Origin of the sequence: Kitasatospora sp. NPDC036755 (assembly GCF_040636595.1) — a bacterium.
GTDB lineage: Bacteria > Actinomycetota > Actinomycetes > Streptomycetales > Streptomycetaceae > Kitasatospora.
On record NZ_JBEZUT010000003.1, the window covers coordinates 1 to 22,553 of the forward strand.

Sequence of the window (22,553 nt, forward strand, 5' to 3'; positions counted from 1 at the left end):
CCGCAAGCCCGGCGCCAAGACCATCACCTCCTGCGTGCGCGGCCAGCTGCGCGACCCGGCCACCCGGGCCGAGGCGATGAGCCTCATCATCGGCCCACCCCCACCCAAGTGCTCAACGCCGATTCAGGTGGCGGGAGTTGCGGATGTGACTTTGCGCTGGTCGCGGCCGGTGTGCGAAATCTGATGGCCAGTCGGCAACGTGCCGATCTCGAAGGAGGGGCCTGAGATGAGTCGCAAGCGTCGTGTCAGTGGGGGGCAGCCCAGCTCTGGCGGGCGGGGGGCGATGGCGGTGAATGAGACGGCTGCGCGGATTGAGCCGCCGTCCCCCAAGCCCATGGGCTGGCGCCAGATGGTCTCCCAGGCGCTGGGTGTGGCCCTCTACCTGTTGCTGGCCAGGGTGTTCGGCCTCAACTCGGCGTGACCAGCACCCGCTTCCCGCGAGGGGCTTAGCTGCCCAGTCCAGGGAGAAGGGCGTGGGCGCGTGCCCACGCCCGAGCGACTGGCGGTCAGCTGGCCAGAGCCTCGCCGAGCCGGGCGTGGGCCGAGCCGGACAGTGCGTGGTGGAGGCTCTCGGCCCGGGTGCGGACCAGTCCGTCGCGGTACGCCTCCGGAAGGTTCTCCCACACGTCCACGGCCATGCCGGCTGCGGCGGTTGGGTCACCGTCTGTGTTGAGGCAGATCGCGGCGTCCATGGCCAGCAGGGCGCGGGTCATCACGGAGGGGGAGCGGGTCAGGGCGAGTGCGGCTTCCTGTTCCGCGTACGCCTCGCGGGTTTCACCCATGAGGGTGAACGCCTGGGAGAGGTGGACGTGGTGCTTCTGGAGCGGGTAGCCGAACCAGGTGTCGGCGGCCTGGGCGGTGTCCAGGCGCTCGGCGATGGTCCGGGCGTCGGCAACCGCACGGAGTGCGCCCTGGTGGTCGCCGATGCCAGCGAGTGCCCGTGCGGTGACCGCTGCGGCCAGTGCGGCGGCCGCGGTGGGGGCGGTGCCCGCTTCGGCGCGGGCGCGGGTCGCCAGCGCGGCCGCGGCGCCGGGGGCGCCGTAGTTGAGCGGGACCATGGCATGCCGGGCCAGGACCCAGGCCAGCATGTCCCGGTCGCCGGACTCCTGGGCGGCCCGCTCGGCGGTGGCGAACCAGCCGTGGGAGTCGCGCTGGTCGCCCCGGTCGTGCTGGATGATCGCGACGAGGCCGGTGATCCCGGCGGCGGTGCGGGCCAGGTCTGCGCGGGCGTCGGCGGGGTGGGGTCGGGTCAGGACGTCACGCAGGAGGTCGAGGTCGGCGCGCATCTGCGTGAGGACGACACCCGGCGGGCGCCCGTGGTAGCCGCCCCGGTGGCGCTCGAACGCCCCGTCGAGGTAGGCGAGATCACCCGCGTCGGACCCCGACAGGCCGGCGTCGATGCCCTGCCGGGCCTCCGCGATGCCGGGCAGGGCAACTACCCCTGTCGCCGCGGCTGCCACACCGAGAAACTGCCGTCGCTTCACCGTCGTTCCCTCTTCCCCGCTGCTGCCGGCCGCCCGCTGTCGCCTGCGCCAGCGCCTGGACACCGCGACCGCCGATGCGATCTCCTCCACCGACCGCCCGTACCCGTCAGCCAGCAGCTGGTGCCACTTCGGGATGGGCAGGCGGCGCTCGGTCTCCCAGCGCTTCAGGTTCTCCGGGTCGAACCACCTGCCGCCCTGGGCCTTCTGTAAAAGCAGGGCCTGTTCCTCGCGGGTGAGTTCGGCGGACTCCCGGATCTCCCTCAGCATGGCGCCGATGCCGTCTGGTGCCATCATGCCCGTCCCCCAAGCGTCTGACCGTCTGGTGCCCGATCCTGGCCCCCCTAAGCGGCCCCCCGCACGCAAAATGCACCCCCTTCTGGCACCACCGCAGGCAGTGCTGCCGGGAGTTGACTGTGTACCAGCCCAGCGGAGATCAAGCGAGACAAGTTCCTTCCCTCCGCGCGGACTCCCCAAGCCCCCAGCCCCGGCCCGACGCCCCGAAGGGTTCCTTCGACATGCGCGTGTGCAGCAGCAGCTTCTTCCTGGTCCGCGATCCCGCCGCCACCCCCGCCGCCCGCCGCAGGGTGAGGGCCCTGGTCGTCGGCTGGGGCGTCCAGCTCGACGAGGACACCCGGCTCGCGCTGGACACGGTCACCTCCGAGCTGGTGACCAACGCCGTCCGGCACACCCAGGCGCCGATGCTGACCGTCGCCGTCCACGTGAACGTCTCGCTGCGGCGGGCCCTGGTCGAGGTCTACGACGGCTCGATCGCGCTGCCCAGGCGCCGCCGTGCCGGCATGACTGGGGAGAGCGGCCGGGGGCTGGAACTGGTCGAGCACTTCGCCCTGGCCCACGGGAGCGAGCGGACCGAGCGGGGCAAGCGGGTCTGGGCCGAGCTGGCCCTGCCCGAGCAGCCGGTGACCCGGCGCCAGGTCATGGCCGCCTCCCGCCGGGCGGTGCGAGGCGTCCTGCGCGCGCTCCCGCGCCCCGGACGCGCCCCGATACGACCGCCGTTCGCACCCGACAGCACCCGCCCCCGCACCGCCGCCTGACCACCACCGCCTCGAAGGGACGAGACCTGATGACCGATGTGACCAGCACCGATGGAATCCTCGGCCGCCGCGGGATGCGGACCGGCATCGAATGGTCCACCCCCGGGGCCGCCCGCGCCCGGGCCGCCCAGCTCGTCGCCGAGCACCGTGCCCGCCGCCAGGAGATCGTCCGCAACCCGCACCTGGCCGCCGACTGGGCCCGAGCGGCCGTCCGCGCCCCGCACCTGCTGGCCGCCGTCCAGGAAGCGATCGGGCCGGACGTCGCGGTGGAGAACACCTTCCTGGTGGTGAAGTGGCCCCACCGCGCCTTCGAGATCCCCTGGCACCAGGACGGCATCGACGCGCGGGTCGAACTCGACCCCGACCGGTCGGTCTCCGCCTGGCTGGCCATCAGCGACGCCACCCTCGAGAACGGCTGCCTGCACGCCGTGGCTGGCTCCCACCACTTCGGCTACCTGCCGTTCTCCTCCGAGGCCGAGCACGGCGCCGAACGCGGCCGGGCCGACCAGGCGACCGGCTTCACCACCGTCGACTCGACCGCCCTGCCCCTGCCGGCCGGGTCCGCCCTGCTCATGGACAGCCGCCTGCTGCACCGCTCCGGCACCAACACCGGCGACGGCGCCCGCGTCGGCCTGAACATCCGCTACGTCGCCCCCGGCGGCATCCGCCGCCGCGACCCCCAGAGCCCCAGCCCCGACCCGGTCACCGGGACGGACTGGTAGCACCACCCAAGGGATCAACACCCCAGCGAGAGGAGCACAACACCGTGACCATCCTCGAAGAGATCGCCACCCGCGAGGACCTGGTGACCCGGGTCCGCGTCCTGACCGGGGAGGACGCCGACGCGGCCCGCCGCGCCGACAAGACCCCGATCGCCAAGTCCGACTGCACCTACTACTGCCCCGACGCGGCCACCGCCGAGCGGTGCATCCAGTCCCTGCGCGAGTCCGACGAGCGCCTGCGCCAGCGCCCCGAGGAGCTCATGCTCTGGGACTGGCAGTGCACCTACTGGGAGGCCGAGCCCGGCAACCCCAACGGCGGCGGCACCGTCCTGCTCGGCGTCGCCTGGTACGACCGGGCGTTCTTCGACGACCGCCGCGACGCCTGGTTCGGCGCCATGCACCAGCGGATCTACAAGGACCTCGGCATCCCGCTGGAGGACATCACCGTCACCCACTGGCAGCTGCTCGCGAGCTGACCTGAGCACCACCAGCACACCGGCCGGGCCCCGCACCGCGGGGCCCGGCCCGTGCTCAGTCGCGGGCCGCCAGCTCCGGCACCGGCAGGGCCTCCGGCAGCGGCCGGCGCCCCCGCACCAGGGCCAGCACCGCCGCGGCCCCCGCACCGCCGACCACTGCCACCGCCAGACCACCGGCCAGGAACGCGGCCCTCGGACCGCTCGCGGCCAGCGCGGGGACGAACAGCATCGAGACCGTCCCGCAGGTGCGGATCACGGTCAGGTCCACCGTCAGCAGCCGCCTTCGGGCGGCCGGAGGGAACAGCGCGAAGTGCGTGGACAGCGCGATCTGCAGGAACGGCGACACCGCCCCGGACAGCACGGACAGCGCCAGCAGCACCGGCAGCGACCCGGCCAGCCCGGTCACCGCCAGCACCAGCCCGGACACGGCCCACGCCCCGCAGTACACCGCCGTCAGCGGCGCCGGAAGCCGCACGTTCCCGGCCACCAGGTTCCCGGCCAGGGCCCCGGCCCCGGTGCACGCCAGCACCGCCGCGTAGGCGGAGGCCCCGGCGCCGAGCCGGGCCGCGAGCAGGGCGGGCATCGCCAGCGACACCGCCCCGGCGAAAATCCCGATCCCGTGCACCACCAACACCACGCCCGTGTCCGGATGGGTCCGCACCAGCGCCCACAGGCCCGGCCGCACCCCCGCCGCCTGCGGCCCGGCCTGCCCGGTCGCGGCAGCCGGCCGCAGCCGGGCGGCCAGCAGCACCAAGGCGAGCGCCGAGAGCGCGAAGGTGGCCGCGTCCACCCAGAACAGCCCGGCCAGCGGCATCACCGCCAGCAGCAGCCCGGCCGCCCCGGGCCCGGCGATCCGGGCGATCCGGCCGGTCAGGTCCATCAGACCGCTCACGGCCTGGACCTCGCCCGGCCTGACCAGGTCCGGCACCATCGCGCCGAGGTTCGGGTCGAACAACGCCCCACCGACCCCCAGCAGGGCGGCCGAGGTGATCAGCCCCGTCGTGCCGAACTCGGACCACGCCCACGGCAGCGCGGCCACCAGGACCAGCCGCACCGCGTCCACGGCCGCGAGTGCCTTCAGCGACGCGAACCGGTCCATCACCCGGCGCCCGACCGTGCCGAGCACGATGTACGGCAGGGACTCGGCGACGGCCACCAGCCCCATCGCCCCGGCCCCGGCGTGCTCCCACGCCATCCACATCACGGCCATGGCGTACAACCGGTCGCCGAACACCGAGGCCGTCTGCGCTCCCCACAGCAGGAGCACAGGCCCGCGCCGCAGCAACCGTACGTACCGCATGATCCACTCCGCCCCGGGAAGCACGAAGTCCCGGCAGCGAGACGCCACCGGGAACTCCCCACACCCTAGGGCAACTTGAAGCCCCGCCCGCGCAGGCGCCCCGCACGCGGCACCGCGACGACCGCGGTCACATCCATCACTCGCACCCGGCCGCAGGATCGGGCAGGCTGGCCACCAGGAGACAGCCCGGACGGCGGCCGTCCCGGAAGGACTCCCGTGCACCCACTGATCACCGAGCTCGGCCTGGACGGCGAAGCGAAGCTCCTGCACGAGCGACGCGGCACCACCTTCTACAAGGTCGGCGACACCGCCCTGAAGATCACGGACGGCCTGATGGCCGGCCGCGAAGGCGAGGTGCTCGCCGCCCTCGGCGCCGACCACTACCGGGCCCACGGCCCGTACGGGGACGGCACCTGGCTGGCCATGCGGTGGATCGACGGCACCAGCCTCTGGGACGCCCTGGAACCCGCCCACCGAGGCGACGACACCCCCGCCACCCGCCGCGCGGTCCTCACCGCCGCCGCCGAGGCCGCCGAAGCGCTCGCCGACCTCCACGCCGCCGGGTGGACCCACGGCGACCTCCAGCCCGACCACGTCGTCTTCGAGGACGGCGCCGTGCGGATCATCGACCTGGCCTGTGCCCAGGGCCCCGTCCCGGTGCCGTTCTACGTCCACCGCGGCGGCCTGGCCCACACCACCGCCCCCGAGACCGCCGCCCTGATCACCGGCACCACCGAGCACATCAGCACCACCCCCGAGGCGGACGTGTGGTCGCTGGCCGCGTCCCTGTTCTGGTCCTGGACCCGCACCCCGCCCACCGACTACCGCGACCCCCAGGCCCGCCGCCCCGACCTGCTGGCCGACATAGCGTCGGGCCGCTCGCACGACGTCGCCGCCGTCCGGCCCTGGCCCTTCCCCGCCTTCGAGGACGCTCTGCTCGCCGGCCTCGCCCACGACGCCGGACAGCGACCCTCCGCCCGCGCGCTGGCCCGGGTGCTCCGTTCCGCCCTGCCCGGAGACGGCACGGACGTTCCCCGCTGACCCCGGTGCCTTGTGCGGGGCACGGGGCACCGGGGATCTTCTCTACCGGCGGGGACGGTTCGGGTCGACCCGGGCCCGCACGGGCAGGGTGGTGATGTTCTCCGGGTGTTCCAGGGCCTTGCGCAGGCGCGTGATCTCGTCGTGCTGGGCGGCGAGGCGCGACAGCGCGAGGGTCTGGAACACGGTCAGCTCCGTGATCGTCGCGTCCCGGCGGGTCAGGCGCTCGCGCAGTTCGGCGTTGGCGGCTTTGAGGCGGGCGATCTGCCCGTCCCTGGGGTCAGGGATCTCCCCGGCGTCCTGGAGGGCTTTGAGGCGTCGCTCAAACTCCTCGGCGAGGTGCTGGTAGGGGCCGGGCCGGGTGGTGCCGTCGCGGTTCTTCTTCGGGTAGAAGCCGGTGCGGGTCACCCCGGCCTCGGCGGCCAGGGTCTTCAGATCGGCCTTGCCGCCGGGCGGAAGCTCGCCGCGCAGGAGCCGGTCCATCGCCCCGCGGATCGCCTGCTCGTTGCGGGTCCTGGTCTCGTCGCTGATCCTGGCCATCTCATTCCCCTCCGCTGGCCGCGCGGGCCGTGATGATCTCGTCCACCACCCGCTGGGCTCGCTCCAGCTCTGGCATCAGCCGGGTCTTCTCGCCCTTCGGGAAGCGCGGGTTCGCGAGGAACACCTTGTGGTTGGCGGCCTGACTCTGCCATACCGGCAGGTGACAGGGGTGGTGGGTGGCCTGCGGGCAGCGGGCCGAGTCGCACATCCCCGCCAGCGGGCGCTTCGCGTCCGGCGTCCCGGCCAGCTTCAGGCACAGGGCCTTGGCCGGGTCGCGGAACCAGCAGTAGTTCGCCGCCTGGAGGTGCAGGTGCTTCGACTGCTGCCGCAGCATCATCTCCAGACGCCGCTCGTTGTCGATCACCGACGCGTTCCCCGGATCGTGGTCCTTCAGGGCGGCGTCGATGTGCTCGAACGCCTTGATCAGGTCACGGGCGCCGGGCCCGGCCGGAAGACGCCCGGCGCGGTAGTCCTCGAACGCCTCGGCGGTCAGCTTCAGGTGGTGGTCCTTTTCCTCCTTCTCGACTTCGGCGAGGAGGTTGGCCTGGGAGCCGCCGGGACGGTGCGCGTATCCCTCGGTGGTCACCACGGACACGTGCTTGAGGTGGATCTTCGCCGCCAGCAGGCCGCCGGGCCGGTGGGCGAGCGTGAGGGCGAGGGCCCGCCGCAGCATCCGGCCGTTGACCGGCCCTGGCGGAATCGGGGCCAGACCCAGACGCTGCCCGGCCGGGCCGTTCACCCACTCGCGCAACCGCTTGTGGAGGAAGCCCTGGGAGGAGTTCGGGAACACCGGGTCCTGGCCGGTGGCACGACTCAGGCGGGCCGCGAGCTGGACCGCCCGCCAAGCGGGCTCCAGCACCACCCACTCCTCCGGTACCCCACCCATCGCCTGGCCCTTGACCAGCGTGCTGGCCAGCCGGAACCGCTGCGTGCCGCCGGGCACGGTGGTCGGCTGCAGTGGAGAATCGGCCGTGAGTTCGTCGAGTTCGCTGGCCCGCATGCCGGCGACTGCCGCCACCAGCGTCCGGCAGGCCGCCAGCATCACGAACTGCAGTCCCCGTAGCTCCAGCGCGGTGATCGGCAGTGTCCACGGCACCATCCGCTCGGGGACATCCTGGCGGCCCACCAGCGTCGCATCACGCCCGTATTCGCCGGCAGTGCCGACTCGGGCGACTGCGGCTTCCAGCATCGGGCGGAGCTCCTCGACCTGGCTTCGGAGAAGGATCCTGGCCCGGCCGCCGGTACTACTCAGCAGCCGGTCGGTGTTCACCCGCACCAGCGGATCGTCTTCCGTCCAGCTGGTCGCCAGCCGTTTGGCCACGACACGGCCGTCGGATTCCGGCAGTGGGGAGCCCATGCCGACGTGGTGATTCAGGACAGCCGCGAGTGTCTGTCGCACCCCTGGGGTCACCTTCGCGACCGGCGTTGTCGAGCGGAACTGACGGACCTTCTGATACTTGGTGAACTCCTCAGCCACCAGTGGGCCCAGCGTCTCGACCAGGTAGAGGGAGGCGGCGACGGTGGGCTGGAACACCTCCTCCGCCACTGCCGGCTCCGAGTTGCCCGCAAACGGCTTCCAACCCGCTATCTCCCGGATCGTTCGGCCTGGCCATGGTCTGAAGCCGGCCCGGTAGGAGCTGGCGGTGAACAGATCGCCGTAATGGGCCAGGTAGACCACGGGCTGGAGGACGGAGACCAGCGAGCCGGACTGGAGCGGGCCCGTCCCGCTGCCGGGCTGCTGGCGTTGGCGGCGCATGTCCAGGTAGACGTCGCAGTGCTCCTGCAGCACCTGGTCCAGGCGGTCGAGCCCTTGCGTGGAAAGGAACTCCAGCCATAGGACCAGCTGCACTGTGTAGTTGTACGCGGTCGAGGGCTTGATCGGCTCCCGGAGGGCTGCCGGCAGCGCCAGGACCTCTTCGTGGCGAGGCACGAGGAGCGCGAGGACGTACTCCTTTGCGGTCAGGCGGAACGCCGGGTTGACGATCCCGGTGAAGTCCAGCACTTTCGCGTGGGCGGACACGCTCCTGGAATAGCCCTTCACCCCGGTCAGGTCCCAACGGTCCTCGTCGAAGCTGGGCCGCGGAGCGTCGGAGTTCACCTCCCATCCGGCGGCTTTGCACACGTCCAGGCCCGCGAACGGTGAGGTGGTGGCCCAGGCGGCCGGTATCGGGCCGACGGGAAGCTCCACCGTCAGGGCGCTGGCAGCGGTCGTCACAGGCTCGCCTCCTCGGGGCGCAAGGGCAGTTCGGCGTCGGTGTCGGCGACCTCACCCGAGGCCGCCTGAAGGACATGAGCCCCGAAGCGGGGCAGGATGTCGTGGTCCAGCCGGTCGGCGTACGGTCCGAAGACGGCCAGGAACTGCTCGACCATCATCTGGCGTGACTGCCGGGCGAAGTACGCCTTCAGCCGCAGCAGGTTGGGCGCGTGCCGGGGCGTGAACACTGCCAGCGGGCAGAGCAGGCACACCCACGGCCGGGCCGGGCACGGCTTGCCCTTGGGGCCGTGCAAGCCGGCGAGCTGGTTCGAACACGCTGCGGTGAACACGTCCATCTCACCGGCCAGCAGCTCGGCCCAGGTGCCCTCGTCCACGCCCAGCCGAGCAGCCTCCTCGGGCCAGCCGGCCGCGAAGTCGGCGGCCTGCTCGTCGCTCAGCACGATCGGTGGACGGGCCTGCCGCAGGACATCAGCCTGGGCGTCCTCGATGATGGCCTCCACCGACTCCGTCTGGGCTGGAGTTGTGGACGACACGTAGTGGCTGCCCTCCACCGCAGCCGTGTGGTTCGGGTCGATCCGTGTCCGGCCGGTCCATCCCTTGCGGGCCAGCGCATTGTGATAGCTGACGCGGATCCGCCCGGCGTGCAGACCGACAGGGCTGCCGTCCTCGTCCCGCAGGTCGAGTTCCTTCGAGAGTCGGCGGCGAGCATTCCCGCCAGCCTCCTGGGCCAGGCGCGTCGACTGCACCGGTATCCGTTTGTCCAGGGCGCCGGCGGTGCCCGCCTCATCCGCGTAGATCCACAGGTCGTTGGTGGCCTGCGGAGGTGCGAAGCGCCTCATCGGTGCGGACAGCTCAAGCCAACGCTCCAGCAGTCGCACCGCCCGCGCGGGCAAGGTGGTCGACTCCGGGCCCCGTCGCCTCTTGACGTAGTCCATGAGCACCGTGTGTTCTCCGGCCCACGCGAAGTCGTCCAGTCCCAGGTCGCGTACGCCGTCCGGGACGACTCCGCTGTAGACGCTGAAGAGCGTCCGAACCGCGTACACGTCGTGGATCGGCGGGTACAGGGCGCGCCGTATTTCCAGATAGCCGGCGCTGATGTTCTTCCGGAAAGCGCCGGTGCTCAGCCCGAGCATGTCAGCGAGATCCGCGAGCTTCAGCGGCCCGTGCTCCAGCAGCAACCAGGCATAGTTCTGCTTGTTGCGTCCCAAGTTGGTGCCGTCCGGTCCGAGCGCGGCCAGTTCAAGCGCGTTGCGGTGGGCAGACAGAAGATCCACCGCCCGGGACCGCAGCCCCGATTCGATGGCTCGCCAGTGGTCCTCGGAGTAGGGCTGGTAGGTGCCCTGCTGGCGGGGCCGCTTGACCGGCCGGCCCTCCAGGTAGGCCCGCAGTTCCGGCTCTACCTTCTCGCCACAGGCTCGAAGCAGCATCCGGGTGTTCCGCACTCGTTCGGGGCTCGACGCCAGCCAGTAGCGCAGCATGCCGCTCTTGGTGAGATCACCGACGCCGCCGTCGAAGCCGTCGGCAGTCAGCTCGGCCACCATCCGGCGAAGGGCCGAGGAGTAATCCTCGGCAGTGTGGCGCCGGGCGACGCCGCCTAGAGGGTGGACCATTTGCACCAGGGCGTGCGCTAGGTCCTCAGTCAGCCGCGGGTTCGGCGTCGCTGCCAGGTTCGCAGTCCAGCTGTCGCCGTCCGGGAACGTGAACTCGATCCGCAGCGGGTCGTGTTCGACACGGGTCACCACAGCTCGTCCTCCTCACTGTCGAACTCGGCGGCGGCCTCGGCGACTGCCAGGTCGTTGTCGCGGCCCGCCGCCGTGTAGAGGTCCTGGTAGATCCGCTGGACATCCAGGCGCTGGATGTAGATCTCCGTCGTGGTCACGCTGGAGTGGCCCAGCAGGTCGCGCAGGACCAGCAGCGGGTCCGACTTCGTCAGGTACAGGGCCAGCGCGGCGTCCTCGCCGGTCTTGGCCACCAGGGCGGCGGCCTGCTGGTAGTAGCCCTTGACCAGCAGTTCCAGCGTCGCCATGGCCATGGTGTGACGGATGACGTGCGGCCCTACGGTCGGGAACCGGGGCTGGTAGTCCCGGCGGATGCGCTCTGACGTGCGGCGGAACGTCGTCGCCCAGTCGGTGTACGGGGTGCCGTCCGACTGGAGGGCGATGATCGCCGGAGTCCGCTCCGGGGTGACCAGCCGCAGCCGCTCGTTCAGCGTCAGCTTCCGCCAGGACACCCGGCGACCGTTGACCTTGCCGCCCTCCCAGTCCGGGGCCGTGACGTGCAGTGGCTTGCCCAGGCGCGGGTCCGGCCGGTACTCGCGCCCGTCCATGATCGCAGCCCGGTCGAGCTCGATGTACTGCCACATGTCGGCCAGGGAATCCCAACTCGCCCATGTTTCACGGGGTTTCTTGCCCTTGGTGATCTGCGCGGCAAGCGGGAACCGGACCGGGACGTCGCTTCGGCGAGCGGGCAGCGTCGGCAGCTCGTACGTCAGCAGGTGCGTGAACTCCTGCGCGCGCTGGCCGCCCGACTTCACCAGCGCGCCCATCGCGCTGTTGCGGCCCAGGTGGCGGCCCCGGAAGCCGTCCGGCTCCCCATCAGGGCCGAGACCGGCGAGCGCCCGGATGAACAACTGCCAGTAGTCATCTTCCAGATACTTCACCGTCACATGGGGCTTGGCCTGCCTCACCGTTGCGGTGTTGCGCTTCGTGGTCCTCACGCCGGCATCGGTTTCGCGGCGCACGGTGGCGTACGTGAACGGGACGCTGGCGCAATATCCCTGGTCAACGGCCCAACGGTAAAACCTGGCCACCGCGTTGATGTTGGTGTTCCACGTCCCGAAGTCCCACCTGGCCTCCAGCGGGCCGGAGAACCGGAACTCCGAGAACGCGCTGAGGGCCTTCCGGACCTCATCCCGATCGCCGAGCGGATCGACGTCAGCCGTTGCCAGGAACTCCAACCAACTCCTGAGTGCCTGTGCGTACGACTTCCAGGTCTTCTGTGCGGGCGCGCCGCTGACCGGAAGCTCTCTCAGCCACACGTTCGCCACGGCGGCCGGGCGAAGGGCTCCGGCTGCCTCGAACTCCAGGTCGTCGTCGACCAGTACGGGCATGCCTTCGGGGATCAGCGGGCGGCGGCCGAGATCCCACGATTCCCACTCGTTGGGCTTGAAGAAGATCAAGTGCATGGCCCGGAGCCTAGATATGAGACACGGCTGAGTGCAAGAGAGTTTGACCTCTCTTCAGGGCTCCAGCCCTCACTAAAGAGACACATCAACTAAGCAGTGATTACGGCCGAGTACGCCGTCGGAACGTTGGGCGCGTGCGCCCTCGCGGCCGGGCTGTACAAGGTGGTGACCAGCGAGGCCATCACCGGTGCGCTGACCGACATGCTGGTGCGGGCGCTCCATGCGACGTAGGGACTGTCGCCGAGCTCCCGAGCGCGAGCCATCGTCGACCGGGAGGCCCGCGCGCAAGCTTCGTGGGGCGGCCGTCGTTCGTCGACGGCCTGCCGCCGGGCGGTCGGGAGGCGCCCCCGGCTCCGGCCGGCTCGGCGCGCCGGCGCCCGCGTCCGGGCCGCGCGGCGGCCTCCGCCTTCTCCGCCTTCTCGGCCTTCGCCGTCGCGACGTCGCCCCGACCGGACTCCGGGCGGCCGAAGGCGAGTTGAGGGCCGGCCCTGGTCGGTCGGTGGCGCGTGGTGCCGGCCGGACGTGGTCGCCGCGCCCGGGGCGGCGCGGTGACGCGGGCTTCGTGACGGCGGAGACGGCGGTGGCACTGCCGGCCCTCGTCCTGCTCGCGGCGATGCTGATCTGGGGCGTGCTCGCGGCGGCTGCGCAGATCCGCTGTGTGGACGCCGCCCGGATCGGCGCCAGGGCGGCCGCACGCGGGGAGGCGGACGCGGCGGAAATCGCCCGCGCGGCGGCCCCACCGGGCGCGCAGGTCCGGGTGGCCCTGGCCGCCGACACGGTCCGGGTCGACGTGGAGGCGCCGTGCGCGGGGCCGGGCAGGCTCGGCGGACTGCTCGCCGTCCGGCTCGGGGCGGCGGCCGTGGCGGCACGGGAGGACGTCCTGGTGGCGGCCGCGGAGCGGGGTGGTGGCCCATGGCCGTCCTGACCGGGCCGCGGGGCACGGCGCATCGGCTGGCACGCGTCCGAGCCGCCCGAGCGGCCGCGACGGGCGGCCGGGGGCCGGACGCCGGCTCGGCGACGGTCTGGCTGCTCGCCCTGGCGATGCTGGGCACGGCGGTGTTCGGCGGGACGCTCGCGGTGGGGTCGGCGGTCGCGGCCCGGCACCGGGCGGAGTCGGCGGCCGACCTCGCGGCCCTCGCCGCGGCCGGCCGGCTGCTGCTGGACGGGGACGGCGGCTGCGCCCGGGCCGCCGCGATCGCCGCCGCCCAGGGCGCCGGGCTGGTGGCCTGTGCGGTCGACCGCTCGGCGGATGCCGTCGAGGTGGTGGCCGAGGCGGAGGTCCGCGGGCTCCCGGTCCGGTTGCGGGTCGGCCCGGCACGCGCGAGGGCCAGGGCCGGGCCGGTGCGTGCCCCGGTCACGGGCGGCTCCGAGGACGTGCCGGACGGCGGGCCGGGCGGTGCTCCGTCCGGAGCCCCGAGCTCCGCGATGGCGGCCTCCGCGGCCTCATGAACCGTCCGGCGCTCCGTCGTCCGCCTCGGGGACGGCCCTGGCTCCGGCCGTCCGGGGCCGGTCCGGTTCCGACCCGCCCGGCCCGCCCTGGGCCTCCGCGGCTCCGGGGGCCCCGGCCAGCAGGACGTCCAGGAGCCGGACGGCGGCGGCCTTGTCCAGCGGATCGTTCCCGTTGCCGCACTTGGGTGACTGGACGCAGGAGGGGCAGCCGCGCTCGCACTCGCAGGAGGCGATCGCCGTCCGGGTGGCCGTCAACCACTGGACCGCCCGCTGGAAGCCGCGTTCGGCGAAGCCGGCCCCACCCGGGTGGCCGTCGTAGACGAACACGGTCGGCAGGCCGGTGTCCGGGTGCAACGGGACGGAGACTCCGCCGATGTCCCACCGGTCGCAGGTGGCGAACAGCGGCAGCAGGCCGATCGAGGCGTGCTCGGCGGCGTGGGCGGCGCCGGGCAGCTGGTCGAGCGGGATGTCCGCGTCGAGGAGCTGGTCCTCGGTGACGGTCCACCAGACCGCGCGGGTGCGCAGCGTGCGGGGCGGCAGGTCCAGCTTGCTCTCGCCCATGATCTCCCCGGTGGAGATCCGTTTGCGGAGGTAGCCGACCACCTGGTTGACCACCTCCACCGAACCGAAGCTGAGCCGGCCCTCGCCCCAGTCCACGGTGGTGTCGGTGTCGAGGACGGAGATGGAGGTGATGTCGCGGGCGGCGGTGGTGTACGGCGGGTCGGCCGGTTCGACCAGGGCGACGGAGTTCTCCAGGTCGAACTCCCGGACCAGGTAGGTGCGGCCCTGGTGCAGGTGGACGGCTCCGGTGTGGACGGTGGTGTGCGCGGCGGCGGCGTCCACCGTGCCGAGCAGCCGGCCGGTGTCGGCCTCGACGATCTGCACCGGACTGCCGCCGCTTCCGCGCAGGTCCACCGCGTCGGCCGCGCGCTCGCGACGGGTCCAGTACCAGGAGCCGTCGCTGCGGCGGCGCAGCAGGCCGCGTCGCTCCAGGACCGGCAGCAGCGGTGCCGTGGACGGCCCGAACAGTTCCAGGTCGGCATCGGTGAGCGGGAGTTCGGCGGCGGCCGCGCACAGGTGCGGGGCGAGCACGTGCGGGTTGTCGGGGTCGAGCACGGTGGCCTCGACGGGGGCCGCGAACAGTGCCTCCGGGTGGTGCACCAGGTAGGTGTCCAGCGGGTCGTCGCGGGCGATCAGGACGGCCAGCGCGCCCTGGGCCTCCCGGCCGGCCCGGCCTGCCTGCTGCCAGAGCGAGGCCCGGGTGCCGGGATAGCCGGCCATAAGGACGGCGTCGAGACCGGAGATATCGACGCCGAGTTCGAGAGCGGAGGTGGAGGCGAGGCCGAGCAGTCGGCCCGTGTGCAGGTCGCGCTCCAGGGCACGGCGTTCGTCGGCGAGGTAGCCGCCGCGGTAGGCGGCCACCCGTCCGGCGAGCGGGCGGGCGAGCTGGTCCTGGGTCTGGAGCGCGACGAGCTCCGCGGCGCGCCGGGAGCGCACGAAGACGACGGTGCGGGTCTCCCGCTCGACCAGGTCGGTCAGCAGGTGCGCGGCCTCGGCGGTCGCGGTGCGGCGCACGGGCGCGCCGTGCTCGCCGACGTTCTCGGTCAGCGGCGGCTCCCAGAGGCCGAAGACCATCGGTCCGCGCGGCGAGGCGTCCTCGGTGACGGCCACGGCGGGCAGCCCGGTCAGCCGCCGGGCGGTCGCGGCCGGGTCGGCGGTGGTCGCGGAGGCCAGCAGGAAGGTGGGTGACGAACCGTAACGGGCGCAGATGCGGCGCAGCCGCCGCAGAACCTGGGCGACGTGCGAGCCGAACACGCCCCGGTAGCTGTGGCACTCGTCGACGACCACGTAGCGCAGCGCCTTGAGGAAGGAGGACCAGCGGGCATGTCCGGGCAGGATCCCCCGGTGCAGCATGTCCGGGTTGGTGAGCACGTAGGACGCGTACTGGCGGACCCACTCGCGCTCCTCGGGCGGGGTGTCGCCGTCGTAGAGCGCGGCGCGCACCCGCGGCGGGGCGAGCTCGGCGGCCCGGCGTCGCTGGTCGGCGGCGAGTGCCTTGGTCGGGGCCAGGTAGAGCGCGGTGGCGCCGCGGCCGTTGCGGGCCTCGGTGCCGTCCAGCAGGTCGCTGAGCACCGGGGCGAGGTAGCCCAGCGACTTGCCCGAGGCGGTTCCTGTGGCGATCACCACAGTCTGGCCGCTTTTGGCCAGGTTCATCGCTTCTGCCTGGTGCGCCCACGGCTGTTCCACCCCGACGGCGCGCGCCGCCGCCACGACCTCCGGACGGATCGAGTCGGGCCACGGTGAATAACGCGCAGGTCGGGCGGGAAGATGCTCCGTATGGGTGAGCCGGTCGGACCGCCCCCGACTGGTGGCCAGGGTCGTGAGCAGTGCCTCGGGCGGGCTGTGTCGGGGCGGCATGAGGACCCAGTGTGTCACCGGCGTGACGGAGAATCGTCGTAAGCCATCGTGCGGGCATGGCCGCAGGTGGTTGAATGTGGCCGTGACGGCCGTATGGCCGTGGGTCGCAGCGCTGAGGCTTGCCACGCGTTGGCTGGGCGCGCCCGGGCTCGCGACCATGCGGTGGCGGCCGTCCGGCCGAGGATCGCACATGACGTAGCAAGGCAAGGTGCTGGAGGTTCCGTGGACCTGTCCCTGTCGACCCGTTCAGTCGGCGATCGTACGGTCGTCGAGGTTGGCGGCGAGATCGATGTGTACACCGCCCCGAAGCTGCGGGAGCAGCTGGTCGAGCTCGTCAACGACGGCAAGTACCACCTCGTCGTCGACATGGAAGGCGTTGACTTCCTCGACTCGACCGGCCTCGGTGTGCTGGTGGGCGGTCTGAAGCGGGTGCGCGCCCACGAGGGCTCGCTGCGCCTCGTCTGCAACCAGGAGCGCATCCTGAAGATCTTCCGCATCACCGGCCTGACCAAGGTCTTCCCGATCCACACCTCGGTGGACGACGCGGTCAGCGCGACCGACTGACGCGGCGGGGCCGGCCCTCGTGGCCGGCCCCGCTCGTTCCTCGCGTCCGGGTGCCCGGGTCCGTGTGGCCCGGTGCGTCGCCGGGCGCCCCTGGGCCGGTTCCGCCGGCCCGCAGGGGCCGGAGCTCCGGCCCCCGTCGGAGTACCCCGAGGGGGAGAGATGGCAACCGTCGAACTTCGATTCAGCGCGCTTCCCGAGCACGTGCGGACGGCCCGGCTGGTCGCCGCGGCCGTCGCCAGACGGGCCGGGGTCGACGAGTCGGTGCTCGACGAGGTACGGCTCGCGGTCGGCGAGGCGTGCTCCCGTGCGGTCGGACTGCACCAGCGCGGTGGCATCGGCGGCACGGTCAGGGTCGCGCTCACCGACCAGGAGAAGCGTTTCCTCATCGAGGTCGAGGACGAGGCCGGCCCCGCCGCCGTCCCGGCCTCCGGCGCCGCCGAGGGCGGCGAGCCGGACGACGACACCCTGGGCCTTGCCGTGATCACCGGCCTGGTCGAGGACCTGGAGGTCACCAACGGGGCGGACGGTGGCCTGATCCGGATGAGCTGGCCGGTTTCGGTCGCCTCCATCGCGGTCTGAGCCGTTTCGGCGCTGCCCGGGCGCCGCTTCGACGCTGCCCCGGGCCGTCGGCTTTTCTCGCATCCGGCTCACGGGCCCCACTCACATGCCCGGCGCACGGGCCCGGTTCGTGCGCGCCCGGGATGAGGCTGCGCCCCATCCCGGGGCGGGCGTGGCGGCACGTCGCCGACCCCGCGGACCGTGTCGCGGAAGCCACGGAAGCCACGGAAGCCGCGGCGAGGGCGGCCCTGCGGATCCGTACCCGGCGGTCGGCCGCGGTGGGCCGTTCCCGCCGTGCCCGCGCACGCCCGGCACGACACGTGGTCGGGGCGTCGAGCGGAGCGGGCAGCGGGGTCGGGGGAGAACCGGGAACCGGGGAACGGACACCGGCCGTGTAGGTTCGACGACCGATGACGACCGAAACCGAAAGGCCTCTCCCGGTGAACAAGCGACTGCTGGCCGTACCCGCCCTCGGCGTGCTGCTCGCGTTCGGCGCCGTCGGCTGCGGCGGCGACGACAACAACAGCAAGCAGCTGGAGTCCTGGGCGTCGAACGTCTGCGGCGCCGCCAAGGACCCGATCGCCCAGGCGCAGACCGCGCTCGCCGACACCGGCCAGGTGAAGACCGGCGAGGCGCCGGCCGACCTCCAGAAGCGGCTCTCCACGGACATCGGGCGGCTGGCGAAGACCAACCAGGACATAGCCGCCGCCATCGACACGGCCGGGGCGCCCAAGGTGAAGGACGGCGCGACCCTCCAGAAGGACACCGTCGACGAACTGAAGAAGGCGGCCGACGGCTACCTGGAGGTCCAGAAGAAGCTGGACGCGCTGCCCAACGACGACCAGGCCAAGTTCGCCGACGGGCTGCGCAGCGTGGCCGACCAGGTGCAGCAGCTCGCCTCGCTCTCCACCCAGGCGCAGAGCAAGCTCCAGCACGGTGACCTCGGTGCGGCGATGGCCAAGCAGGACGGCTGCAAGCCGTCCCCGACCACCGCTCCGACGGGTGGCGCCAGCGGCAGTGCGGGTACCGGCGCCGACCACACCACGCAGGTCCGGTCCTCCCGGACGTTGCCCGCGTCGAGGCCGATCGCCACGCTCACGCCGGCCTCGCGCAGCCGGGCGGCGGCGGGGCCGTCCTGGTCGGCGGGGCCGATGCTGCCGGTGACGTCCAGGCCGCGGGAGGCCAGCCACATCGCCAGACCCTCCATGCCGGGCGCGGCGATGTCGACCAGGTGCGCCTTGGCCAGCACGTCGGGGGCGGGCTTCGCCCTGCCCTTCGTGCGGGGTCGGACGGAAACGGCGTCCATGCTCTCCATGGAGTCCTCCAGCAGGGTGAGGGGTGGGGATTGGGCCGGGCCGGTCGCGGGTCCGGGGGTGTGGCGCCACGACCGGCCCGGGGCTCATGCCTGGGTGAGACCGCGCTCCAGCTCCGCGTCGGTGACGCGGGCGGCGTGGTACTCCAGGTCCAGGTGGGCGACGCGGGCCAGGTGCGCGACCACCGGCTCGCCGAGCAGCTCACCGGCCGGCTCGCTGGTCTCGAAGGCGCCGAGCGCCTCGGCCAGGGACTGCGGCACGGGCGACGCTTCACGGTTCAGGTAGGCGTCGCCGCGGGTGGCGGGCGGGGGCTTGAGGCCGGCCTCGACGCCGTGCCGGACACCGGCCAGGACGGCCGCCAGCGCGAGCACCGGGTTGGCGTCCGCACCGGGCAGCCGCACCTCCAGCCGTAGGCTGGGGCCGTGCCCGACCACCCGCACCGCGCACGACCTGTTGTCCCGGCCCCAGGCGAAGCGGGCCGGCGCGAAGGAGTGGTCGCCGAGGCGCTTGTAGCTGTTCACGTACGGCGCCCACAGCGGGCCGGTCTGCGGCAGCACCGTCAGCAGCCCGGCCACCGCCTGCTCGCCCAGCTCCGACAGTTCGGTCCCGTTGGCCGGGTCGGCGGCCAAGACCGTCCGGCCGTCGACATCGTGCAGCGAGACGTGCAGGTGCAGGCCGCTGCCGACCCCGGTGGACGGGGCCGCCATGAACGACGCCGTCAGACCGGCGTCGTCCGCGATGGTCTTCGCGGCGTGCTTGAACAGCACGTGCCGCTCGCATGCCTCGCGGACCGGGCCGTACGGGAAGGTCACCTCGATCTGGCCGGACGCGCCCTCGCCCTTGACCGCCTCGACCGGCAGACCGGCGGCGGCCAGGACCTGCCGGAGCCTACGGCTGAACTCCCGCACCGCCGACGGCTGGTCGAGCGCGTAGTCGCGGTTGTCCCACGTGACGGGGCGAAGCCCGCGCCAGCCGGCCGCCGCCGCATCCCGGGCGGCTCCCTCGTAGAGCAGGAGCTCGGTCTCGACGCCCACCATCGCCGTCAGGCCGACACCAGCGAGGAGCTCCTGCTGCTCGGCCAGCACGGTGACCGGGGCCAGCGGGTGCGGCCACCCCTTGCTGACCGGATCGGCGAGCACCACCGCCGTGGACGGCAGCCACGGCAGCACGCGGGCACTCTTGGTGTCGGGCAGCAGAGCGGTGTCGCCGAAGCCGGACTCCCACGAGAACGCCCCGGTGCGTGGGGCGGTCATCCCGAGGTCGGTGCCGATCACGTACCCGCACATCTCCGGGGCCAGTCGGCCCGACCGCAGCCGCTCAACCAGCCAGGCCGCGTCGTACTCCTTGCCCTTGAGACGGCCCTGTACGTCGACGGCCGCCAGCAGCACCGTCTCGATCCCGAAGTCGGCCACCAGCCGGTGCAGTGGCCCGACCGGCGAAGCCGCCGCCGGCGAGCTGCCGGTCCCGCGGTGCCGGGCTGCCCGCATCGCCGCCTTCGGACGACCCGAGCGGCGGCTGGTCACACGACCTCCTCGGTCAGCTCCACCAGCTCGGCCGACCGCTGCACCGGCGGCGCGTACGAACGCCCCGCCTTGAGCCACCACGCCCACGCCAGCACCAACACCGCCAGGAGCGCGACCGGGGCATAGTTGAACGTGTCGACGGTCACCGGGAACGACTGCGGCAGGCACACCAGCACGCTCACCACCGCCACCCAGCCCACCGCGATCCACCCGACCAGCGGCCCACGACGCCCCAGGTTCCACGGCCCGGGCCGGAACGTCCGGCCCCTGCGAAGCCGCAGGTAGATCGGCACCGCGTACGCCGGCGTCATCCCCACCACGTTGACGGCGGTCACCGCCCCGTACGCGGTCGTGCTGTACAGCGACGGCAGCGCCAGCACCGCGGCTGCCCCCACCGACAACCACACCCCGGCCACCGGCGTCCCAGTGCGCTCCGACACCCGGCTCCACAGGCCCGAGGCGGGGAGCGCGCCGTCCCGGGAGAACGCGAAGACCATTCGCGCCGACGCGGCGGTCTCCGCGTTCCCGCAGAACAGCTGCGCCACGATCACCACGACCAGGAGTACTTTCCCCCCGGTCGTCCCGAGCGCGTCGATGAAGATCTGGGCGGGTGGCACACCGGTGGCGGTTGTGAGGACGGCGTCGTAGTCCTGGACGGCGAAGAGCATACCGGCGAGGAGGACGGCGCCGGCGATCCAGCTCACCCAGATCGAACGGACGATGCCGCGTGGCGCGGACACCGCCGCCTTGGTGGTCTCCTCGGCCATGTGCGCGCTCGCGTCGTAGCCCGAGAAGGTGTACTGCGCCAGCAGCAGCCCGATCGCGCTCACGTAGATCGGGTTGCTCCAGCCGGTGTTGTTGACGAAGTGCCCGACGACCCAGCCGGCCTCCTGGTGGTGGCTGGGCACGATCGCGAGCGCGCCGACGATCAGCACGACGCCGCCGATGTGCCACCACACCGAGACGCTGTTGAGGAAGGCGACCCGGCGAACGTTCGGTAGGTTCAGCAGCGCGTGGAGCAGCAGGACGGCCGCGAAGATCCCGAACAGGCCGACGGGCGTGGGCTCGTAGCCGAACTGGAGGTTGAGGAAGGCCCCGATGAAACTGGCGGCGCCGTAGTCGATGCCGGCGATCCCGCCCAGGAGGCCGAGCAGGTTGAGCCAGCCGACCAGCCAGCCCCACCGCGGGCCACCGAGCTGGTGCGCCATGAAGTACAGGCCCCCGCTCGTCGGGTAGGCCGAGGTCACCTCGGCGAGCGCCAGGCCGACGAAGAGGACCATCGCACCGACGCTGATCCAGCCCCAGAACATCACCGCCGGACCGCCGGTGTTCAGGCCGAACGCGAACATCGTCATGCACCCGGACAGGATGCTGATGACGGAGAACGAGCTGGCGAAGTTGCCGAACTCGCCCATCCGCCTGCTCAGCTTGGGCTCGTAGCCGAGCTGACGCAGCCGATCCTCGTCGGACAGCTCAGCGGTGTGGACGGGGGACATCGAAGTCGACCTCCTTGGGGAGAAGTGGGCAGGGACGGGGGGAGTCAGGCCAGAGCGGTCGCCCGGCCGGCGAAGGACTGCTGGCGCGCGATCAGCAGCAGGCCCTCCGCCTTCTCCGGCGAGTCGGCGACCAGGCTCCACGGGGCCCCGGAAGCGAACTGTCCGAGCGCGGCGAAGACCTCGGCGGCGGCGTCCATCTGGGCCGACGCCCACAGCGCGTGGGCGAGGTAGCTGAGATCGGCGACCGGCCATGATCCGGGCACCGACACGGACCAGCTCTCGTACGCGCGCAGAGCACGGGAGAAGTGCGGCTCCCGTAGCCACTGCCGGAGCACCACCGCGTTCCGCCTGGGCTCGTTGCGGTACTGCTCGACCGACAAGTACAGCGGCAGGGCGGCGAGCGGCGACCCGGCTGGGGCCTTCGGCAGGACCACGTTCACAAAGTCGGCCGCCGCCGGCCGATAGCCCTGCTGCCAGTAACGCAGCATCCGGTGATGAGCCTCCCGGTTGCCGGGATCGCGTCGCCGCGCTTCGTCGAGCAGGCCCCACGGCCCTTGCGGAAGCATCGGATCCGACGACCGTTGTCGGTGTTCGGGGCGCGCCCTGGGACGGTCCAACACGGCCAGGGCGAGGAGGCAGACCCACGGCACGGGGTCCGACGGCACGGCGTCGGCGGCGGCCCAGCACGACTCGCGCGCTGCCTGCTCCAGGCGCCCGGCCTCCGGCGAACCGGCCTTGGCCGCGGTCAGGGCGTGCTCGACCGCGACCCGAGTCCGCAGGATGGCCAGCCCCGGGTCGGTCGGGTCCTCAAGTCCCCAGTCGGTGAGCACTGTCGACCGGGCGGCCACCAGCGCCAGCACCTGCGTCCGGGAGGTACGACGCCCGCAATCCTGCCCGGTCGCCGCCAGCAGCCGTTGCGTCGACAGCCAGCGTCCGGCCCGCAATTCGTCCACTGCGGTCCGCAGCGCATCGTCGAACCCGGCGGGGTGGTACACCGGCCGAGCGGGCGGCACGGCGTTCATGAGACCGTCCTTCCAGGCATGTCGTGAGCGTGGACGTGGCCGCCGTGGGCACCGGTGCCCGGCCGCGCCCACCGCGGGCAGAGCTCGATCGGTTCGACGAGCCTTGGCCGTAGAACCCCGCTGGCGAGGTTCTTACTTGGTGGCGACGGGTTGCGTCCTCTGTTTCCCCTGCGTCAGATGGTGGCGGCGGTTCGCCGGA

20 protein-coding genes and 1 pseudogene are annotated in these 22,553 nt (G+C 72.6%); 11 read left to right on the forward strand and 10 right to left on the reverse strand.

The genetic code is table 11. From position 1 onward, the window contains the following. Positions 1 to 91 (forward strand): annotated as a pseudogene (locus AB0E96_RS00965) (GTP cyclohydrolase I FolE); the annotation flags it as partial. A 198-nt stretch (positions 92 to 289) separates the two neighbouring features. Then, positions 290 to 421, forward strand: coding sequence for a hypothetical protein (locus AB0E96_RS00970; RefSeq protein WP_359817009.1), 132 nt, complete (start codon positions 290 to 292; stop codon positions 419 to 421). A gap of 85 nt (positions 422 to 506) precedes the next feature. Here the strand turns inward: AB0E96_RS00970 and AB0E96_RS00975 are convergent, their stop codons facing one another. Further along, a complete protein-coding gene (locus tag AB0E96_RS00975; protein WP_359817011.1) occupies positions 507 to 1,778 on the reverse strand; it encodes a transcriptional regulator in 1,272 nt (423 codons plus the stop codon). Between the two features lie 221 nt (positions 1,779 to 1,999). On the opposite strand from AB0E96_RS00975, the gene AB0E96_RS00980 reads away from it, so the two are divergent. From AB0E96_RS00980 to AB0E96_RS00990, 3 genes are read left to right on the forward strand one after another with little or no spacing between them, the layout of a single operon-like run. After that, positions 2,000 to 2,536 carry an ATP-binding protein gene (locus AB0E96_RS00980; protein ID WP_359817013.1) on the forward strand — a complete coding sequence of 179 codons (537 nt, stop codon included), beginning with the start codon at positions 2,000 to 2,002 and terminating at the stop codon, positions 2,534 to 2,536. Between the two features lie 29 nt (positions 2,537 to 2,565). After that, positions 2,566 to 3,258: a phytanoyl-CoA dioxygenase family protein gene (locus AB0E96_RS00985; RefSeq protein ID WP_359817015.1), complete on the forward strand. Its 693-nt coding sequence runs from the start codon at positions 2,566 to 2,568 to the stop codon at positions 3,256 to 3,258. A 44-nt stretch (positions 3,259 to 3,302) separates the two neighbouring features. Continuing rightward, positions 3,303 to 3,734, forward strand: coding sequence for a hypothetical protein (locus AB0E96_RS00990; RefSeq protein WP_359817016.1), 432 nt, complete (start codon positions 3,303 to 3,305; stop codon positions 3,732 to 3,734). A gap of 55 nt (positions 3,735 to 3,789) precedes the next feature. Here AB0E96_RS00990 and AB0E96_RS00995 read toward each other — a convergent pair whose 3' ends face one another. Further along, complete coding sequence (locus AB0E96_RS00995; RefSeq protein WP_359817017.1) at positions 3,790 to 5,034, reverse strand: MFS transporter; 1,245 nt, start codon at positions 5,032 to 5,034, stop codon at positions 3,790 to 3,792. Positions 5,035 to 5,250: 216 nt separating this feature from the next. On the opposite strand from AB0E96_RS00995, the gene AB0E96_RS01000 reads away from it, so the two are divergent. After that, on the forward strand, positions 5,251 to 6,075 hold the full coding sequence (locus AB0E96_RS01000; protein ID WP_359817018.1) for a hypothetical protein: 825 nt from the start codon (positions 5,251 to 5,253) through the stop codon (positions 6,073 to 6,075). Between the two features lie 42 nt (positions 6,076 to 6,117). Here AB0E96_RS01000 and AB0E96_RS01005 read toward each other — a convergent pair whose 3' ends face one another. Genes AB0E96_RS01005 through AB0E96_RS01020 form a run of 4 tightly spaced genes read right to left on the reverse strand, consistent with a single transcriptional unit; the run spans position 6,118 to position 12,011 of the window. Then, positions 6,118 to 6,612, reverse strand: a complete 495-nt coding sequence (locus AB0E96_RS01005; RefSeq protein ID WP_359817020.1) for a hypothetical protein — start codon at positions 6,610 to 6,612, stop codon at positions 6,118 to 6,120. A 1-nt stretch (position 6,613) separates the two neighbouring features. Further along, the gene (locus AB0E96_RS01010) at positions 6,614 to 8,827 is read right to left on the reverse strand and encodes a hypothetical protein (protein WP_359817022.1); all 2,214 of its coding nucleotides are present in this window, start codon (positions 8,825 to 8,827) and stop codon (positions 6,614 to 6,616) included. Beyond that, a complete protein-coding gene (locus AB0E96_RS01015) occupies positions 8,824 to 10,566 on the reverse strand; it encodes a hypothetical protein (RefSeq protein ID WP_359817024.1) in 1,743 nt (580 codons plus the stop codon). The genes AB0E96_RS01010 and AB0E96_RS01015 overlap by 4 nt, the downstream gene beginning before the upstream one ends. Then, entirely contained in the window at positions 10,563 to 12,011 is a 1,449-nt protein-coding gene (locus tag AB0E96_RS01020) for a site-specific integrase (protein WP_359817026.1), read from the reverse strand. The genes AB0E96_RS01015 and AB0E96_RS01020 overlap by 4 nt, the downstream gene beginning before the upstream one ends. A gap of 96 nt (positions 12,012 to 12,107) precedes the next feature. Here AB0E96_RS01020 and AB0E96_RS01025 point away from each other — a divergent pair, with 96 nt between their 5' ends. The 3 genes from AB0E96_RS01025 (at position 12,108) to AB0E96_RS01035 (ending at position 13,460) form a co-directional block, all read left to right on the forward strand. Beyond that, the gene (locus tag AB0E96_RS01025; RefSeq protein ID WP_359817027.1) at positions 12,108 to 12,242 is read left to right on the forward strand and encodes a DUF4244 domain-containing protein; all 135 of its coding nucleotides are present in this window, start codon (positions 12,108 to 12,110) and stop codon (positions 12,240 to 12,242) included. Positions 12,243 to 12,591: 349 nt separating this feature from the next. Next, complete coding sequence (locus AB0E96_RS01030) at positions 12,592 to 12,936, forward strand: TadE family type IV pilus minor pilin (RefSeq protein WP_359817029.1); 345 nt, start codon at positions 12,592 to 12,594, stop codon at positions 12,934 to 12,936. Then, entirely contained in the window at positions 12,924 to 13,460 is a 537-nt protein-coding gene (locus tag AB0E96_RS01035; RefSeq protein ID WP_359817031.1) for an Rv3654c family TadE-like protein, read from the forward strand. Before AB0E96_RS01030 ends, AB0E96_RS01035 begins: the two co-directional genes overlap by 13 nt. Here AB0E96_RS01035 and AB0E96_RS01040 read toward each other — a convergent pair. After that, positions 13,455 to 15,878 (reverse strand): DEAD/DEAH box helicase, encoded by a 2,424-nt coding sequence (locus tag AB0E96_RS01040; RefSeq protein WP_359817033.1) that lies wholly within the window; start codon positions 15,876 to 15,878, stop codon positions 13,455 to 13,457. The genes AB0E96_RS01035 and AB0E96_RS01040 overlap by 6 nt on opposite strands. 222 nt (positions 15,879 to 16,100) lie before the next feature. On the opposite strand from AB0E96_RS01040, the gene bldG reads away from it, so the two are divergent. Together bldG and AB0E96_RS01050 are read left to right on the forward strand one after the other, a co-directional pair. After that, positions 16,101 to 16,442, forward strand: coding sequence for an anti-sigma factor antagonist BldG (gene bldG / locus AB0E96_RS01045; protein WP_030240921.1), 342 nt, complete (start codon positions 16,101 to 16,103; stop codon positions 16,440 to 16,442). 159 nt (positions 16,443 to 16,601) lie between these two features. Then, positions 16,602 to 17,021: an ATP-binding protein gene (locus AB0E96_RS01050; RefSeq protein ID WP_359817035.1), complete on the forward strand. Its 420-nt coding sequence runs from the start codon at positions 16,602 to 16,604 to the stop codon at positions 17,019 to 17,021. Positions 17,022 to 18,399: 1,378 nt separating this feature from the next. On the opposite strand, the gene AB0E96_RS01055 is transcribed toward AB0E96_RS01050, so the two are convergent. From AB0E96_RS01055 to AB0E96_RS01065, 3 genes are read right to left on the reverse strand one after another with little or no spacing between them, the layout of a single operon-like run. Continuing rightward, positions 18,400 to 19,836: a glutamine synthetase family protein gene (locus AB0E96_RS01055; RefSeq protein ID WP_359817037.1), complete on the reverse strand. Its 1,437-nt coding sequence runs from the start codon at positions 19,834 to 19,836 to the stop codon at positions 18,400 to 18,402. After that, a complete protein-coding gene (locus AB0E96_RS01060; protein ID WP_359817038.1) occupies positions 19,833 to 21,332 on the reverse strand; it encodes an amino acid permease in 1,500 nt (499 codons plus the stop codon). Before AB0E96_RS01060 ends, AB0E96_RS01055 begins: the two co-directional genes overlap by 4 nt. Before the next feature lie 44 nt (positions 21,333 to 21,376). After that, entirely contained in the window at positions 21,377 to 22,354 is a 978-nt protein-coding gene (locus AB0E96_RS01065; protein ID WP_359817040.1) for a hypothetical protein, read from the reverse strand. Positions 22,355 to 22,553 lie beyond the last annotated feature (199 nt).

Coding starts and splice junctions, on each gene's coding strand:
- AB0E96_RS01040 (WP_359817033.1), bottom strand. CDS start 15,878: ATGCCGCCCCGACACAGCCCGCCCGAGGCACTGCTCACGACCCTGGCC.
- AB0E96_RS00975 (WP_359817011.1), bottom strand. CDS start 1,778: ATGATGGCACCAGACGGCATCGGCGCCATGCTGAGGGAGATCCGGGAG.
- AB0E96_RS01060 (WP_359817038.1), bottom strand. CDS start 21,332: ATGTCCCCCGTCCACACCGCTGAGCTGTCCGACGAGGATCGGCTGCGT.
- AB0E96_RS00995 (WP_359817017.1), bottom strand. CDS start 5,034: ATGCGGTACGTACGGTTGCTGCGGCGCGGGCCTGTGCTCCTGCTGTGG.
- AB0E96_RS01035 (WP_359817031.1), top strand. CDS start 12,924: ATGGCCGTCCTGACCGGGCCGCGGGGCACGGCGCATCGGCTGGCACGC.
- AB0E96_RS00980 (WP_359817013.1), top strand. CDS start 2,000: ATGCGCGTGTGCAGCAGCAGCTTCTTCCTGGTCCGCGATCCCGCCGCC.
- AB0E96_RS01020 (WP_359817026.1), bottom strand. CDS start 12,011: ATGCACTTGATCTTCTTCAAGCCCAACGAGTGGGAATCGTGGGATCTC.
- AB0E96_RS01005 (WP_359817020.1), bottom strand. CDS start 6,612: ATGGCCAGGATCAGCGACGAGACCAGGACCCGCAACGAGCAGGCGATC.
- AB0E96_RS01065 (WP_359817040.1), bottom strand. CDS start 22,354: ATGAACGCCGTGCCGCCCGCTCGGCCGGTGTACCACCCCGCCGGGTTC.
- AB0E96_RS01050 (WP_359817035.1), top strand. CDS start 16,602: ATGGCAACCGTCGAACTTCGATTCAGCGCGCTTCCCGAGCACGTGCGG.
- AB0E96_RS00985 (WP_359817015.1), top strand. CDS start 2,566: ATGACCGATGTGACCAGCACCGATGGAATCCTCGGCCGCCGCGGGATG.